Annotated in this window: 18 protein-coding genes; 10 read left to right on the forward strand and 8 right to left on the reverse strand. The window is 63.8% G+C overall.

What is annotated here, in order from left to right:
- Positions 1–7: 7 nt before the first annotated feature.
- Together AAG821_RS03350 and AAG821_RS03355 are read left to right on the forward strand one after the other, a co-directional pair.
- The gene (locus AAG821_RS03350) at positions 8–616 is read left to right on the forward strand and encodes an SH3 domain-containing protein (protein WP_341910259.1); all 609 of its coding nucleotides are present in this window, start codon (positions 8–10) and stop codon (positions 614–616) included.
- A gap of 57 nt (positions 617–673) precedes the next feature.
- Positions 674–1,198 carry a group III truncated hemoglobin gene (locus AAG821_RS03355; protein ID WP_341910258.1) on the forward strand — a complete coding sequence of 175 codons (525 nt, stop codon included), beginning with the start codon at positions 674–676 and terminating at the stop codon, positions 1,196–1,198.
- Between the two features lie 4 nt (positions 1,199–1,202).
- Here AAG821_RS03355 and AAG821_RS03360 read toward each other — a convergent pair whose 3' ends face one another.
- The 7 genes from AAG821_RS03360 to irrA form a co-directional block, all read right to left on the reverse strand.
- Positions 1,203–1,871 carry a glutathione S-transferase family protein gene (locus AAG821_RS03360; RefSeq protein ID WP_341910257.1) on the reverse strand — a complete coding sequence of 223 codons (669 nt, stop codon included), beginning with the start codon at positions 1,869–1,871 and terminating at the stop codon, positions 1,203–1,205.
- An 11-nt stretch (positions 1,872–1,882) separates the two neighbouring features.
- The gene (locus AAG821_RS03365) at positions 1,883–2,296 is read right to left on the reverse strand and encodes a VOC family protein (RefSeq protein WP_341910256.1); all 414 of its coding nucleotides are present in this window, start codon (positions 2,294–2,296) and stop codon (positions 1,883–1,885) included.
- A gap of 10 nt (positions 2,297–2,306) precedes the next feature.
- Positions 2,307–2,915 carry a pyridoxamine 5'-phosphate oxidase family protein gene (locus tag AAG821_RS03370; RefSeq protein ID WP_341910255.1) on the reverse strand — a complete coding sequence of 203 codons (609 nt, stop codon included), beginning with the start codon at positions 2,913–2,915 and terminating at the stop codon, positions 2,307–2,309.
- Between the two features lie 114 nt (positions 2,916–3,029).
- Positions 3,030–3,620, reverse strand: coding sequence for a DUF3501 family protein (locus AAG821_RS03375; RefSeq protein ID WP_341910254.1), 591 nt, complete (start codon positions 3,618–3,620; stop codon positions 3,030–3,032).
- A gap of 45 nt (positions 3,621–3,665) precedes the next feature.
- Positions 3,666–5,030, reverse strand: a complete 1,365-nt coding sequence (locus tag AAG821_RS03380; protein ID WP_341910252.1) for a heterodisulfide reductase-related iron-sulfur binding cluster — start codon at positions 5,028–5,030, stop codon at positions 3,666–3,668.
- Positions 5,031–5,122: 92 nt separating this feature from the next.
- Complete coding sequence (locus tag AAG821_RS03385; protein ID WP_341899001.1) at positions 5,123–5,542, reverse strand: rubrerythrin family protein; 420 nt, start codon at positions 5,540–5,542, stop codon at positions 5,123–5,125.
- A gap of 217 nt (positions 5,543–5,759) precedes the next feature.
- On the reverse strand, positions 5,760–6,215 hold the full coding sequence (irrA, locus tag AAG821_RS03390; protein WP_341910250.1) for an iron response transcriptional regulator IrrA: 456 nt from the start codon (positions 6,213–6,215) through the stop codon (positions 5,760–5,762).
- Positions 6,216–6,470: 255 nt separating this feature from the next.
- Here irrA and fabA point away from each other — a divergent pair, with 255 nt between their 5' ends.
- The 8 genes from fabA (at position 6,471) to AAG821_RS03430 (ending at position 12,786) form a co-directional block, all read left to right on the forward strand.
- Positions 6,471–6,995, forward strand: a complete 525-nt coding sequence (fabA, locus tag AAG821_RS03395; RefSeq protein WP_341910248.1) for a bifunctional 3-hydroxydecanoyl-ACP dehydratase/trans-2-decenoyl-ACP isomerase — start codon at positions 6,471–6,473, stop codon at positions 6,993–6,995.
- A 127-nt stretch (positions 6,996–7,122) separates the two neighbouring features.
- Positions 7,123–8,358 (forward strand): beta-ketoacyl-ACP synthase I, encoded by a 1,236-nt coding sequence (gene fabB / locus AAG821_RS03400; protein WP_341910246.1) that lies wholly within the window; start codon positions 7,123–7,125, stop codon positions 8,356–8,358.
- A 47-nt stretch (positions 8,359–8,405) separates the two neighbouring features.
- The gene (locus AAG821_RS03405) at positions 8,406–9,239 is read left to right on the forward strand and encodes an SDR family oxidoreductase (protein ID WP_341910245.1); all 834 of its coding nucleotides are present in this window, start codon (positions 8,406–8,408) and stop codon (positions 9,237–9,239) included.
- 100 nt (positions 9,240–9,339) lie between these two features.
- A complete protein-coding gene (locus AAG821_RS03410; RefSeq protein ID WP_341910243.1) occupies positions 9,340–9,852 on the forward strand; it encodes a PAS domain-containing protein in 513 nt (170 codons plus the stop codon).
- A 25-nt stretch (positions 9,853–9,877) separates the two neighbouring features.
- Entirely contained in the window at positions 9,878–10,513 is a 636-nt protein-coding gene (locus AAG821_RS03415) for a glutathione S-transferase N-terminal domain-containing protein (RefSeq protein WP_341910241.1), read from the forward strand.
- A gap of 60 nt (positions 10,514–10,573) precedes the next feature.
- The gene (locus tag AAG821_RS03420; protein ID WP_341910239.1) at positions 10,574–11,143 is read left to right on the forward strand and encodes a PAS domain-containing protein; all 570 of its coding nucleotides are present in this window, start codon (positions 10,574–10,576) and stop codon (positions 11,141–11,143) included.
- Between the two features lie 109 nt (positions 11,144–11,252).
- The gene (locus tag AAG821_RS03425; protein WP_341910237.1) at positions 11,253–12,158 is read left to right on the forward strand and encodes an MBL fold metallo-hydrolase; all 906 of its coding nucleotides are present in this window, start codon (positions 11,253–11,255) and stop codon (positions 12,156–12,158) included.
- A 58-nt stretch (positions 12,159–12,216) separates the two neighbouring features.
- Positions 12,217–12,786, forward strand: coding sequence for a PAS domain-containing protein (locus AAG821_RS03430; RefSeq protein ID WP_341910235.1), 570 nt, complete (start codon positions 12,217–12,219; stop codon positions 12,784–12,786).
- 12 nt (positions 12,787–12,798) lie between these two features.
- Here the strand turns inward: AAG821_RS03430 and AAG821_RS03435 are convergent, their stop codons facing one another.
- Positions 12,799–13,962, reverse strand: a complete 1,164-nt coding sequence (locus AAG821_RS03435) for an aminotransferase class V-fold PLP-dependent enzyme (RefSeq protein ID WP_341910233.1) — start codon at positions 13,960–13,962, stop codon at positions 12,799–12,801.
- Positions 13,963–14,060 lie beyond the last annotated feature (98 nt).

Genomic DNA, 14,060 nt, shown 5'->3' on the forward strand with positions numbered 1-14,060 from the left:
CGCATTCATGTTGTCGCGAGTCGTCCTTGGTCTGAGTCTGGTTCTGATCGCCCCGCCGCTGCTGGCGGCCGAGGCGAAGAAAACCCCGCTCACCCCGGTCGCGACGACCTCCGCCCCCGTCAGTACAGCTCCCGCCACCACCGCCCCGGTTGTCGCCACCCAGGCGGCGCCCGCGACCATCCCGGAAAAGGGCATCGATTCCGGCCTGCCGCTGCCGCGCTTTGTCAGCCTGGCATCGGAGAAGGTGAATGCCCGCACCGGCCCAGGCTCGCGCTACCCGATTGCCTGGCAGTACCAGCGCCGCGGCCTGCCGGTGGAAGTGGTGGCCGAATACGAATACTGGCGCCGCATCCGCGACCATGACGGCACCGAGACCTGGGTGCACAAGAACCTGACCTCGGGCAAGCGCTATGCCACCGTCGAGGGCAGCGTGCGCTCGCTGTACAAGAAAGCCGACACCGCCACCGAAGTGCTGCTGACCGCCGAACCCGGCGTGCAGGCCCGGGTGCGCAAATGCCCCGATGTCGCCTGGTGCCAGGTGGAAATCGCCGGCACGCGGGGCTGGATGCCGCGCGCGCATCTGTGGGGCATCTATCCCAGCGAGACCTTCGACTAGCGGCAGCCAGGCTGCGACACCCGGTCGCGGCTATCAATCACCGATGGCTGCCCTATCATGGACCGCATGGCCCATCAGGACGAAACCGACACCACCCTGGCCGAACGCCAGGCCCGCCGCGCGGCTTTGGCGCCCGGCGCACAGGTCGGCATCGACGAGGCCATGGTGCAGCGCGTGGTGCACAGCTTCTATGGCCGCATCCGCACCGATGCCCTGCTCGGGCCGATCTTCAACGGCGCAATCGGCGACCGCTGGGATACGCATCTGGCCAATATGGTGGATTTCTGGTCCTCGGTGGTGCTGATGACCGGCCGCTATGCCGGCCGGCCGATGCAGGCGCATCTCAAGCTAGATCACACGCGCGGCGAACAGGGTATGCCAAGGCTCGACCAGCCGCATTTCGATCACTGGCTGGCGCTGTTCCGCGCCACCGTGGCCGAGATCTGCCCGCCTGACGCCGCCGCACTGTTTGTCGCGCGCGCGGAAAAGATCGCGCAGTCCTTCGTGCTCGGCATCCGCTTCAATCGCGGCGAGACACCGGACTGGCTCGGGCCGGCCAGAAGCGAGCCGGTGAACAGCTGACCGTTCAGGCGTGCAGCGGTTCGGCGTTCTTGGCGTAATGCGTCAGGCGCTGGCCCGGCAGCAGGTCATAGGCGGATTGCCAGCCGGGCAGGGCCGCGATGCGATCCAGCCATGCCCTGATGGCGGGATGCGTGGCGGCAAAATCGTAGCCGGTCTCGTCGGCCGGAAAATGCAGATAGGCCATCATCGAAAAATCCGCCACCGTGGGCCGGTCGCCGATGGCGAAGGCCGTACCCTGCAGATGCGTCTCCAGGATGGCGAGGAAGTCATCCAGCCGGCGACGGAAATAGGTCAGCACCTGCGGATTGGGCTTCGGCGTGAAGCTGCGGTGAAAGCGGTAGGTCGCCATATAGCCGGTGAGCTTGTGGTTGTCCCAGAACAGCCAGCGCAGCACCTCGTATTTCTCGGCCGCGGTCTCGCCGCCGAACCTGCCATACTGCTCGGCCAGTTTCATCAGGATCGGTGCGGTCTGGGTCAGCTTGACGCCACCCTCCTCCAGCACCGGAATCTCGCCCATCGCATTGACACTGGCGCGCCAGGCCGGCGTGCGGGTGACGCCGCTGCCGAAATCGGTCCAGACCGGCTCGAAGCGCTGGCCGCAAAGTGTCAGCATCAGTGCCAGCTTGTAGCTGTTGCCCGATTCCGGAAAGTAATGCAGGCGGTAGGCGGGCATTGCGACCTCGACTAGATATCGGCAAACACTTCCAGCACATTGCCATCGGGATCGCGGAAGAACAGCGTGCGATGGCCAAAGGGCTGATTGGTGGGCGGCGACAGCAGGCTGACGCCCTGCTGCAACAGTTCCTCGGCGCAGCGATCGACGTCTGGCACGGCCACCTTGAAGGCAAGCTGCAGCGCGGCACTGCCCTTGGGCGTTGGCGCATCCTCTGCAAACCGCTTCGGGATCGCCAGGGCCAGGGTGTTGCCGCCCACCTGATACTCGATCCAGTGCGGCGACAGTTCGCGCAGCAGAGGAAACTGCATTATGTCTTCATAGAAGCGGCGCATCGCCGCCATGTCGCGCACGAAGATGACGGTATAGTCGATGGCGCGGATCGCCTGAAACGCCGAAGCCGGCTTCTGCGTCTGCCCGTTCACGGTCGCAGCCCTAGTACAGCCGCGTCCTGTAACCTTCCTCGATCACGGCCTCGACGACCTTGACCTCCAGCCCCGCCACCTGGTCGGCGATCACCTTGCCGAGCGTGGGGAAGCTTGAGCGCGGCACATGCTTCTCCGGGTTCCACAGATCCGAGCGCATCATCGCCTTGGCGCAGTGGAAGAAGACCTCGCGCACGGTGATTTCCAGGGCAGAGCTGGGCAGCTTGCCCTGCGCCGTCATCGGTTCCAGCCGCGCCGGATCGGTGATCACCTTGGCGGTGCCGTTGACGCGCAGCGTCTCGTTGATACCGGGCACCAGGAACAGCAGGCCGACATGCGGGTGCTGCACCACGTTGCGCAAAGAGTCGATCAGGTTGTTGCCGCGGCGGTCGGGCAGCAGCAGCGTGTTGTCGTTTTCCACATGCACGAAGCCCGGCGCATCGCCGCGCGGCGAGCAGTCGGCACCATCGGGCCCGCTGGTCGACAGAGTCAGGAACGGCGACAGCGCAATGAAGGCTTTGGCATGCTGGTCGAGGCGGGGAATGATCTTCCGCTGCACCGTGTCGTTGGGCATGTCGTAGCAGTCACGCAATGCGGCTTCGGTGGCAAGAACGGTCATGGCGGACTCCGCGCAAAGCTTCAGCTGGGGGCAATCCCAGCATGACGATTTACGCGGCGCAGGCCAACCCGAAAATTGTCCCTATTGCTGCGGTTCCGCCCAGAGGGCGGCGCCTTAAGCGAAGTCTTTCGCCAGCGCCTCGCGCGTGGTTTCCGGCATCACGGCGATATGGCCGTAATTGGGATGCTCGATGGCGAGCAGCACGCGGGTGCCGGGCGCCTTGAATGCCGCCACCTGTTCGGCTGTAAACGGGAAGCGCAGGAAATGCACCGACGAGGTCTTGCCATCCTCGCGGTTACGCTCGGCGTCATCTTCCGGAACGGCGCGCACTTTATGGGTGCCGAATTCCAGCACCACCATCTGGTCGATATTGGTCAGCTGCGCCAGCACGGCGGGACGGCGCACGGCATCGTCCACCTCGATCATGAAGGTGCAGACCAGTTCGCTGCCCTTGGGGATCAGCGGCGCATAGGCGTGCAGCTCGTCGCCGATCTGCTCCTCGCCGCCCTTTTCGATGAACAGCATTTCGTGAATCTGCCACCACATGGTGGCGTAATTCTCGAAATAGAAGGTGCAGAAGGGGCCGACGCCGACGCGGCGATGCTTCTTGATGCCGACGATCTCGGTGCGCTTGTCCTTGCGCACCTTTACGAACTCGTCCATCGGCAGAATATCGGCGCGGGTGATCGTGGTCTTCAAACTCATGCTACTCTCCTGTGTGCCGGAAGCCCCTCCGTCACCGGATATCCCTTACAGCAAACCGTAAGCCTTCGCGAACAGCTCCACCGGATGATCGGCCTTGGCCGGCAGGGTGAAGCCCTCTTTGTCCTTGCCCTCGCGCTCCATGCCCTGGCGGATATGGATGGCGGCGAGCGGGCATTCCGATGCGATATGCGCCTTGGCTTCCTTCACCGCCGTGCGCGCCACCGGCTTGCCCACCTTCATGCCGACCTCGAAGAACTCTTTCCGCACGCCCCAGCTGCCGCCATGGCCGGCGCAGCGTTCGATCACGGCCAGGTCTTCGCCCTGTTTCATCTCGGGGATCAGCTTCATCAGCTCGGTGGCCTTGGCACCCATATTCTGCGCGCGGGCATGGCAGGCCAGATGCAGCGTGACGCCGCCGGCCAGCGGCTTCAGCCCCGGCGCCAGGCCGTCCTTCTTGGCGATATCGACGATATATTCGGAAATATCGAAGGTCGCCTGGGCCAGCTTCTTCACCAGCGGATCGTTGGGCAGAATCAGCGGCCATTCGAATTTCAGCATCAGCGCGCAGGATGGCACCAGCGCCACGATGTCGTAGCCCTGGTCGATCAACGGCGCGTAGAATTCCGCAACCACACGGGCTTTTTTCGCCACATCCTCGATATCGCCCTGTTCCAGCCGCGGCATGCCGCAGCAACCGGGATAATCGACCCGCAGGTCGACGCCGTTATGGGCGAGGATCTTCTGCGCCGCGACGCCGATATCGGGATTGTTGTAGTTGCCGAAGCAGGTGGCATAGATCGCCGCCTTGCGCTTGCCGTAGCCTGGCGCAGCGGCATTGACCGCGGCCGGTTCGGCTTTCGCGCGCGCCACCAGCGTCTTCGCATTGAACTTCGGCAGTTCGGCATCGCGATGGATATCGGCCACCGCTTCCATCACCGGGCGGGTCAGCGCATTGCCGCGTTCCGATGCCCAGTTGGCAATCGGCGCCACCAGGCCGGCGAGCTTGCCGTTGCGGTCGGTCTGCGACAGCTGGTCGCCGATCGCATCCTTGTGGCCGTGATGCCGCTCGGCGGCACGGTAGCGCAGCATCAGATGCGGGAAATCGAGATTGAACTCGTGCGGCGGCACATAGGGGCACTTGGTCATGTAGCACAGGTCGCAGAGCGTGCAGGCATCTACGATCGGCTTGAAATCTTTCGAGTCGACTTCATCGAGTTCGCCGGTCGGCGAGGCATCGACCAGGTCGAACAGGCGCGGAAATGAGTCGCAGAGATTGAAGCAACGGCGGCAGCCGTGGCAGATGTCGAGCACGCGCCGCATTTCGGCGTCGAGCTTTTCCAGATCGTAGAAATCGGGATTCTGCCAATCCAGCGGATGCCGGGTCGGCGCCTCCAGGCTGCCTTCGCGCATTCAGTCCCCCAGGAATTTGGTGCGTCTAACGCATGAGAGACCGGCGGACACTTTCGCGTCCGCCGGATCGTCACGTCACCGGTCGCGGGACCTTAACCGAGGGTGTCGAGGGCCTTCTGGAAACGGCCGGCATGGCTCTTTTCGGCCTTAGCCAGCGTTTCAAACCATTCGGCGATCTCGTCGAAGCCTTCCTCGCGGGCGGTCTTCGCCATGCCGGGATACATGTCGGTGTATTCGTGGGTCTCACCGGCAACGGCAGCCTTCAGGTTCGACGCGGTCGGGCCGATCGGCAGATCGGTGGCCGGGTCGCCCACTTCGGCCATGAATTCGAGATGGCCATGCGCATGGCCGGTCTCGCCTTCGGCGGTCGAACGGAAGACGGCGGCGACGTCGTTGTAGCCTTCAACGTCGGCCTTCTGGGCGAAATACAGATAGCGGCGGTTCGCCTGGCTTTCGCCGGCGAAGGCTTCCTTCAGGTTGCCATGGGTCTTGGTGTTCTTGAGTGCAGGCATTGCTGGTCCTCCTTGTTGGCCTCGCTGCCGGATGGGGCCCATGATGATGGGATCTGGCAGCGGCATGTCCCGTCCTGGCCCCCGGACTGCCATACCCAAATCAGCGGGGCGGGGAGCAGCGGGACAGAGATTCGGAACGCGAGGATTATGAACCCGCGCGAAGCACAGTCAAGGTTAGGTTAGAATGATTCTAAAAGCTGCGAATGGGTCGCAGCTATCAATCCTCAAGACGGAGGATCACATCCACGCGGGCGATCCTGGCGCCCGCCGGTGCGGTCGGCAGCCGGGCCACGGCGATCTCGGCTTCCGGGATGTCGCGCAACTCGCCGCTGCGCTCGTAATAGAAATGATGATGTGCCGACAGGTTGGTATCGAAATAGGCCCGGCCGGCATCCACCGTCACCATGCGCAGCAGGCCGGCGGCGGTGAACTGATGCAGGCAGTTATAAACGGTGGCGAGCGAAAGCCGGGCGCCGCGTTCGGCGGCCTCGGTGAACAGGCTTTCGGCGGTGACATGGCGATGGCCCTGGCCGAACAGGATTTCGGCCAGCACCAGACGCTGCCGCGTGGTGCGCAGACCAGCAACACGCAACTGCTCGGCGGCAGCCTCAAAGCGGGGTTCAACCGTCTTGACCATATATTCGATATATAGCACGCCGACACAGACGGCCACAGGAATGTCATCCAGGCTGAATCTGCTTGCAATCACAATCGTTTGACTGGTGATGCCATGGTTTTTTGCCCGCGCCCTGACAGGCTGATCGCGCTATTGTAACAAGATGCAACGAAACTGTTGCGGCTGGCCCCCGGATCACTACATTGTCCCCGGAAGGCGATGGTAGGCCCGCGACTTAGCGGAATTCGCCATGGAGGATCGCGCCTGTCCGGATGTTCCGGGGGCGCCAGACGGGTTGAGGATTTCACGACCGTGGAACGGAAGAACAGTTACAGCTACGAGGATCTGCTGGCTTGCGCGCATGGCAAGCTGTTCGGCGAGGGCAATGCCCGTCTGCCGCTGCCGCCCATGCTGATGCTCGACCGCATCGTGAAGATCGTCAGCGATGGCGGCAAATACGGCAAGGGCGAGATCGAAGCCGAGCTCGATATCAAGCCCAACCTGTGGTTCTTCCCCTGTCATTTCGAGAATGACCCGATCATGCCGGGCTGCCTGGGCCTGGATGCCATGTGGCAGCTGGTCGGCTTTTTCCTCGGCTGGATGAAGGCGCCCGGCAAAGGCCGTGCGCTCAGTGTCGGCGAAGTGAAATTCTCTGACATGGTGACGCCGGCGGCCAAGAAGATCACCTTCAAGATCGATATCAAGCGGGTGCTGATGCGCAAGTTCGGCATCGCGATTGCCGATGGCACCATGTTCATCGACGGCAAGCCGGCCTATGAATGCAAGGACATGCGCGTTGGCGTGTTCCCCGAAGGCATGGCCCCTGCTGCTGCGTAAACGGCTGCTGCTGAATGCCGCGGCCTGATCGAAAAGCCTGCTGGCCGCGAGCTGTAACGGTTCTTGCACTATGATTGTTGTGGCCCGGCCATAAGGATCCGGCCCGCATTTGAGGAGTCTCACGCCCATGCGTCGCGTCGTCGTCACCGGTCTCGGCATCACCTCTTCCATTGGCAACAACGCCGAGGAAGTCGCCGACAGCCTCAAGGCCGGCCGCTCCGGCATCGTGTTTGCCGATGAATATGCCAAGCTGAATTTCCGCAGCCAGGTGCATGGCACGGTAAAGATCGACCTGGAAGCCGCGGTCGACCGCCGCCAGAAGCGCTTCATGGGCGATGGCGCGGCCTATGCCTATCTCGCCATGGAACAGGCGATTGCCGATAGCGGGCTGGAAGCCGGCGACATCATCAACCCGCGCACCGGGCTGATCGTCGGCTCCGGCGGCGCCTCGACGCGCAACCTGGTGGCCGCCGCCGACATCACCCGCGAGAAGGGCGGCCCGCGCAAGATCGGCCCCTTCATGGTGCCGCGCGCGATGTCGAGCACCTGCTCGGCGGTGCTGAGCACCGCCTTCAAGATCAAGGGCGTGAATTACTCAATCAGTTCAGCCTGCTCGACCTCGGCGCATTGCATCGGCAATGCCGCCGAACTGATCCAGATGGGCAAGCAGGACATCATCTTCGCCGGCGGCGGCGAGGAACTGGACTGGACCCTCAGCGCCCTGTTCGACGCCATGCCGGCGATGAGCAGCAGCTTCAATGCCACACCGGAGAAGGCCTCGCGCGCCTATGACAAGGATCGCGACGGCTTCGTGATCGCCGGCGGCGGCGGCATCCTGATCATGGAAGAGCTCGAACATGCCAAGGCGCGCGGCGCCAAGATCTATGCCGAGCTGGTCGGCTATGGCGCGACGTCAGACGGCGCCGACATGGTGGCGCCCTCGGGCGAAGGTGCCGTGCGCTGCATGCAGCAGGCGCTGAATGAGGCCGGCGGCCATGGTCACAACGCGCCGATCGATTACATCAACACCCATGGCACTTCCACGCCGGCGGGCGACATCACCGAACTGAATGCGATCAAGGAAGTGTTCGGCGACAAGGTGCCGCCGATCAGCTCAACCAAGTCGCTGACCGGCCACAGCCTGGGTGCGGCGGGCGTGCAGGAATCGATCTATTCGATCCTGATGATGCGCGACGGTTTCATCGCCGCATCGGCCAATATCGAAAACCTCGACCCTGGTGCCGAGGGCTTCCCCATCGTGCGCGAGCGCAAGGATAACGTGACGCTGAACCGTGTGATGTCGAATTCCTTCGGCTTCGGCGGCACCAACGCCTCGTTGATCTTCCAGCGCTACGCCGCCTGATCCCACCCGCCTTTCCCCGACACCGATATTCATTCACCGGATTTGACATGACCGATATGCCTGCATTGATGCGCGGCAAGCGTGGCCTCATCATGGGAGTCGCCAACGACCACTCGATCGCCTGGGGCATTGCCTCGATGCTGCACCAGCATGGCGCCGAGCTGGCCTTCACCTTCCAGGGCGAGGCTTTCGAGCGCCGCGTGCGGCCGCTGGCCGAGAGCGTGAACGCCAAGGCCGTGGTGCCCTGCGACGTGGAAGACGAAACCTCAATGCGCCAGGCCTTCGAGAAGGTCGGCGCCGCGTTCGGCAACCAGATCGATTTCGTGGTGCATGCCATCGCCTATTCCGACAAGGAAGAGCTGAAGGGTCGCTATCTCAACACCACGCGCGGCAACTTCAGCCGCTCGATGCTGATCTCCTGCTACTCGCTCACCGAAGTGGCGCGCCTGGCGCAGCCCTATATGAGCAAGGGCGGTTCGCTGATCACGCTGACCTATGAAGGCTCAACCCGCGTGATGCCGAACTACAACGTGATGGGCGTGGCCAAGGCGGCCCTGGAAGCCTCCGTGCGCTATCTCGCCGTCGATCTCGGCCCGCAGAATATCCGCGTCAACGCGGTATCGCCCGGCCCGATGCGCACGCTGGCCGGTTCGGCCATTGGCTCGGCGCGCGCCACCTTCAAATTCACCGCCCAGCACAGCCCGTTGCGCCGCAATGCCTCGCTCGACGATGTCGGCGGCGCCGCACTGTTCCTGTTGTCGGATCTCGGCGCCGGTGTCACCGGCGAGATCATCCATGTGGATTCCGGCTTCCATGTGCTCGGCATGCCGAACCCGGCCGACCTGCAGAACGGCAACGGCAACGGTAACGGCGAAGGTTAGACCGCCAACGCCGGCGGATGCGCAACGGATCTGCAGGCCTGATTACATGAACGGTCCGGCCGGCTATGCTGCCCGGACCGTTCATTTTTGTAACGCCGCCATGGATCGCGATCTCGACACGCTGCTGGCCGATCTGGAACTGCCCGGCCATCGCGCCGTGGCCGAACACTGGCTGGGGCTCTATCGCCTCCACCGTCGCATTCCCACGCTGGCCGAGATCGATCCGCTGCATTTCCCAAAGGCCCTGGCCGATGCCTGGATCGTCGATGCCACGGATGACGGCCGCTTCCGCTTTCGCCTGATGGGCGAAACTCTGGTGGAGTGGTATGGCCGCAGCCCGAAGGGCCTGTATTACGAAGACCTGTTCCCGGCCGCCATGGTGTCGATCCTGATCGAACAGTCGCAACAGGTGCTGAGGCGGCCCTGCGCCGGATTCCAGCGCGTGCATACCCAGGCGCCGGAACGGCACTGGCCGCGATTCTTCGAGCGCCTGACCTTTCCGCTGCGCGGCGCCGACGGCCAGATGCGCCATATCCTCGGCAATTCGATCTTCAACCGCGACCGTGATGGCGATGCCGCGCCCGAGATCAATTACTGGTATCCGATCGCCTGAACCCGCGCCGACAAGGGAAACGCCGATGCTGAACCTGTTCTATGCGGCCCATACCTGCGCACTGGCCTCGCATATCGCCCTGGAGGAGGCCGGCGCGGATTACAGCCTGACGCGCATCCGCTTTGCCAGCAACGACCAGCGCAAGCCGGAATTCCTTGCGATCAATCCCAAGGGCCGCGTGCCCGCGCTGGTGACCGGGCGGGGCGTGCTGACCGAAACCCCGGCCATGCTGGCCTTCATCGCCCAGCAGTTTCCGGCAGCACAGCTGGCGCCGCTGGACGATGCCTTTGCCTTCGCCCAGGTGCAGGCCTTCAACAGCTATCTGTGTTCCACCGTGCATGTCGCCCATGCCCATCGCATGCGCGGCTATCGCTGGGTCGAGGCCGGGAACACGGCCGCCATCGCCGCCATGCAGGCGAAAGTACCCGAGAGCGTCTTTGAGGGCTTCGCCCTGGTAGAACAGGGCATGCTGGCCGGCCCCTGGGTGATGGGCGAGGTCTACACAATTTGCGATCCCTATCTCTTCACCCTGGCGCAATGGCTGGAAGCCGATGGCGTGGATGTGGCACGGCTGCCGCGGGTTGCCGATCACCGCCGCCGCATGGGCGAACGTCCCGCAGTGCAGCGTGCCCTGGCCGCCGAACTGGCCGATCCGGCATAGCCGATTCAGGTTGCCGGGGCGCCGACCCGACCGCATAATGACCATAGCGGCGAGGGTGCGATGATGTCCTATGACTTCAATACCCTGTTGGACGACATGAAACTGCCGGCCCACCGCGCGCTGGTCGCGCATTGGCTGGATCTCTATGCCGCGGCCGGCAACCGGATTCCACCGCTGCATGGCATCGACCCGCTCAACTTGGGCAAGCATCTCCCCGATATCTGCATCCTCAATCACGAGGGCGGCAATGTCTTCCGTTTCCGCCTCTCCGGCGGCAACGTGAATGAGTTCTATGGCCAGGATGTGCGGCAGAAAAACCTGGGCGATCTGGTTGAATCGCCCACCCGCGAACGTCTGCTCGACATGGCGCATGCGATCCTGCACCAGCCCGCCGCCGCGCTGCATGGCCTGAGCAGCATGCAGCCGCAGTGGAACTACTCCGTCGCCCTGCAGCGCATCAGCCTGCCGCTCGCCGATGCCGACGGCGTGCCGCGCCATATCATCAGCGCCACGGTGTTCTTCCGTTTCGACCGCGACGACACCCAGTCGCTGGCGTCGACCGATTTCCAGCATCGCTACCGCATCCCCTGCAGCGGCAGCCTGCAGGCACCGGTGCGCTCCGCCTGCTAGGCGGGGGAAGCGGGCCGATCACCAAAAGTTGCCCGGCATCTGCCGTCATCTTGCGCTAGCCTGCTCCCGTGCGGCCGTCTGCAACCGGCCGGCTAAAAAGGGGGGAGACATGACACTCAAGCCGTTTCTGCTGGCAGCGCTGGCCGCTTTTGCACTGACGACCGCCACCGCGATGACCAGCGCGGTTCAGGCGCAGCAACCCGCCCGCCCGCCGATTGCCACGACCAAGGTGGCGGGCACCGACAATGTCTATGTCTTCCGCAATGGCAACCATCAGGCCATGTTCGTGGTGACATCGGCAGGCGTGATCGCCACCGATCCGGTCGCCTATGGCAAGCCGTTCGGCGGCCAGCAGTATCTCGATGAAATCCGCAAGGTGACCGACAAGCCGGTCAAATACGTGATCTACAGCCATCACCATTACGACCATATCGCCGGCGGCAAGGCCCTGAAGGAGGCCGGCGCCACCTTCATCGCGCACAAACGCGCCAAGGACCGGCTGGTCAAGCTGAAAGACCCGCATACCGTGATCCCCGATGAAGTGGTGGGCGACAAGGGCCGCACCATCACGCTGGGCGGCACCGCGCTGGAGCTGACCTATCACGGCCTCAATCATTCCGATTCCACCCTGGTGATGCGCCTGCCCAAGGAGAAGATCGTCTTCATCGTCGACACCATCCCGGTCGGCGCCGTACCCGGCCGCGGCATGATCGATTTCCATCCGCTGGAAACCGAAGTCTTCATGAAGAAGGTGCTGACCATGGACTGGGAACGCCTGATCCCCGGCCATCCCGGCCCCAATGACCGGCTCGGCACCAAGGATGACGTGCGCGCCCAGCTGGAATTCCTGCAGGATGCCTCGGCGGCGATGAAGCTGCTGGCCCAGGACGGCAAATGCTGGGACACGGCGGAGAAGGAATTCAAGCTGCCGAAATACGAAAGCTGGCCGGGCTATGCCAACAACCTGCCCTTCGTGGCGCGGCGCTATTGCGGCCTGTGGGGCCGCGGCACGTAAGCAGGCGCCACGACGATCAATGTGATGCAACGGCCAATCTGGTAGATATACTGGCGCCGTGAATCGCCCGTTATCGTCCCTGACCGAAAGCCTGACTCTGCCGGGCCAGTGCGCCGTCGCGCAGCATTGGCTGACGCTGTATCGCGCTGGCGGCAACCGGGTGCCGGCCCTGCGCGATCTCGATCCGCTGCAATTCCCTGCCGCCCTGCCCGATATCTGGATCGTCAACCACGATCCCGATGGCCGCTTCCGCTTCCACCTGCTCGGCCAGAACATGATCGAGTGGCACGGCAGCAATCCGAAGGGATTGAGCCTGGAGGATATCTACACGCCGGAAATGCTGCCGGTGGTGACGGCCCTGCTCCGCGGGGTGATCGAGCGGCCGGCCATCTGTTACCAGCAGGCACAGAGCATGACGCGCAACCGCAGCCTGCCGGTGCCGATCGAGCGGATCGCATTGCCGCTCGCCGATGCAGACGGCAACATCCGCCATCTGTTCGGCGTCACCGTGTTCAAGACCAATGAGGGCCATGGCGACGGGCCGCTGCGCACCGAAATCCAGCTCGATGCCTGGTATCCGGTGGCGGCAGCGGAAATTGCCGTTGCCACCGGCATGGCGCCGGCCTGACGGCCGCCTCGTCTACAGCGCCGCCTTCAGCACGGCGAACAGCCGCTCGATATCGGCTTCGGTGTTGTAGACATGCGGCGTCACCCGCATCGCCTTGCCGCGCACGCTGACAAACACCTGCTGCGCTGCCAGCTTGCCCGGCAGGTCAGCCGGCACTGCATCACCGAAACGCAGGCCGAGATAATGCCCGGCGCGGCGGTCGGCGCGCACGGTGTCGAGCCCCAGCTCCGCCCTGGCGCGTTCGCCAATCGCATCGTTGCGCGTCTTCAGCGTCGCGTAAATCCGCGCCGTGCCGAGACCCAGCAGGTATTCCAGCGATGCCTTGGCCGCCGGCGTCAGCGCAAAGTTGCTGCGCTCACCCACATCGAAGCGACGCGCCCCGGGCTGGTAATCGCTCTTGTAGTCGACCAGGCCGGCGAAGTTTTCCGAATCTTTGCGCGCGATCCAGTTCTGCTCGATCGGCATGCCATTCTGCCAGCGCGATGCCACATAGAGATAGCCATAGGTGTAAGGCCCGAGCAGCCATTTGTAGCCGCCGGCCACCAGGAAGTCGGGCTGGATGGCAGCGACATCGAAGGGCATCACGCCCATCGACTGCGTCGCATCGATGCACAGCGCCGCGCCCACCTTGCGACAGGCGGCGCCGATGGCAACCAGGTCGAGCAGGCCACCATCGGTCCAGTGGCAATGCGGCAGGGCGACAATACCGGTGCTCGCGTCGATGCGCTCCAGCACCCGCGCGGTCCAGTCATCATCAGATGGACGCGGGATGGTGATGAAGTGGGCGCCGCTTTTCTTGGCCAGCTCGATCCAGGGATAGACATTGGACGGAAACTGCTCGGCCAGCGTGATCACCGTCTGGCCGGCGTGCAGCGGCAGGATATTGGCCGCCACCGCCATGCCATAGGATACCGAGGGCACCAGCGCGATATCGTCGGCTGTCGCATTCACCAGCTGCGCGAACAGCGCGCGCACGGCTTCCGATTCGGTGAAGAAATCGACCGGCGCGATTTTCCAGGGCTGCCGCTTGGCACGCATGCCGGCTTCGCCGGCGGCCACCGCCAGCTTCGGCATCGGCCCCATATAGGCGCTGTTGAGATAGGCGACATCCTCGGGGATATCGAACAGGGCGCGCTGCGAGGGCAGAAGAGTCTGGTTTGGAGCTTGCTGATTCATCGAGACCATCCGGTGTAAAGCCCTGTCTCTGCCCAGCGGCAGCCGGCCTGTCGAGCGCCATATTGCCGCCCGACAATTTACCTTAATGGTAAGTGTCG

The sequence above is a fragment of the Ferrovibrio terrae genome (assembly GCF_943372915.1).
GTDB lineage: Bacteria > Pseudomonadota > Alphaproteobacteria > Ferrovibrionales > Ferrovibrionaceae > Ferrovibrio > Ferrovibrio terrae_A.

Bases quoted from the DNA above. Each gene is read 5' to 3' on its own strand.
- AAG821_RS03350 (WP_341910259.1), top strand. From the start codon at position 8: ATGTTGTCGCGAGTCGTCCTTGGTCTGAGTCTGGTTCTGATCGCCCCG.
- AAG821_RS03355 (WP_341910258.1), top strand. From the start codon at position 674: ATGGACCGCATGGCCCATCAGGACGAAACCGACACCACCCTGGCCGAA.
- AAG821_RS03360 (WP_341910257.1), bottom strand. From the start codon at position 1,871: ATGCCCGCCTACCGCCTGCATTACTTTCCGGAATCGGGCAACAGCTAC.
- AAG821_RS03370 (WP_341910255.1), bottom strand. From the start codon at position 2,915: ATGACCGTTCTTGCCACCGAAGCCGCATTGCGTGACTGCTACGACATG.
- AAG821_RS03375 (WP_341910254.1), bottom strand. From the start codon at position 3,620: ATGAGTTTGAAGACCACGATCACCCGCGCCGATATTCTGCCGATGGAC.
- AAG821_RS03380 (WP_341910252.1), bottom strand. From the start codon at position 5,030: ATGCGCGAAGGCAGCCTGGAGGCGCCGACCCGGCATCCGCTGGATTGG.
- AAG821_RS03385 (WP_341899001.1), bottom strand. From the start codon at position 5,542: ATGCCTGCACTCAAGAACACCAAGACCCATGGCAACCTGAAGGAAGCC.
- fabB (WP_341910246.1), top strand. From the start codon at position 7,123: ATGCGTCGCGTCGTCGTCACCGGTCTCGGCATCACCTCTTCCATTGGC.
- AAG821_RS03405 (WP_341910245.1), top strand. From the start codon at position 8,406: ATGACCGATATGCCTGCATTGATGCGCGGCAAGCGTGGCCTCATCATG.
- AAG821_RS03410 (WP_341910243.1), top strand. From the start codon at position 9,340: ATGGATCGCGATCTCGACACGCTGCTGGCCGATCTGGAACTGCCCGGC.
- AAG821_RS03415 (WP_341910241.1), top strand. From the start codon at position 9,878: ATGCTGAACCTGTTCTATGCGGCCCATACCTGCGCACTGGCCTCGCAT.
- AAG821_RS03420 (WP_341910239.1), top strand. From the start codon at position 10,574: ATGATGTCCTATGACTTCAATACCCTGTTGGACGACATGAAACTGCCG.
- AAG821_RS03425 (WP_341910237.1), top strand. From the start codon at position 11,253: ATGACACTCAAGCCGTTTCTGCTGGCAGCGCTGGCCGCTTTTGCACTG.
- AAG821_RS03435 (WP_341910233.1), bottom strand. From the start codon at position 13,962: ATGAATCAGCAAGCTCCAAACCAGACTCTTCTGCCCTCGCAGCGCGCC.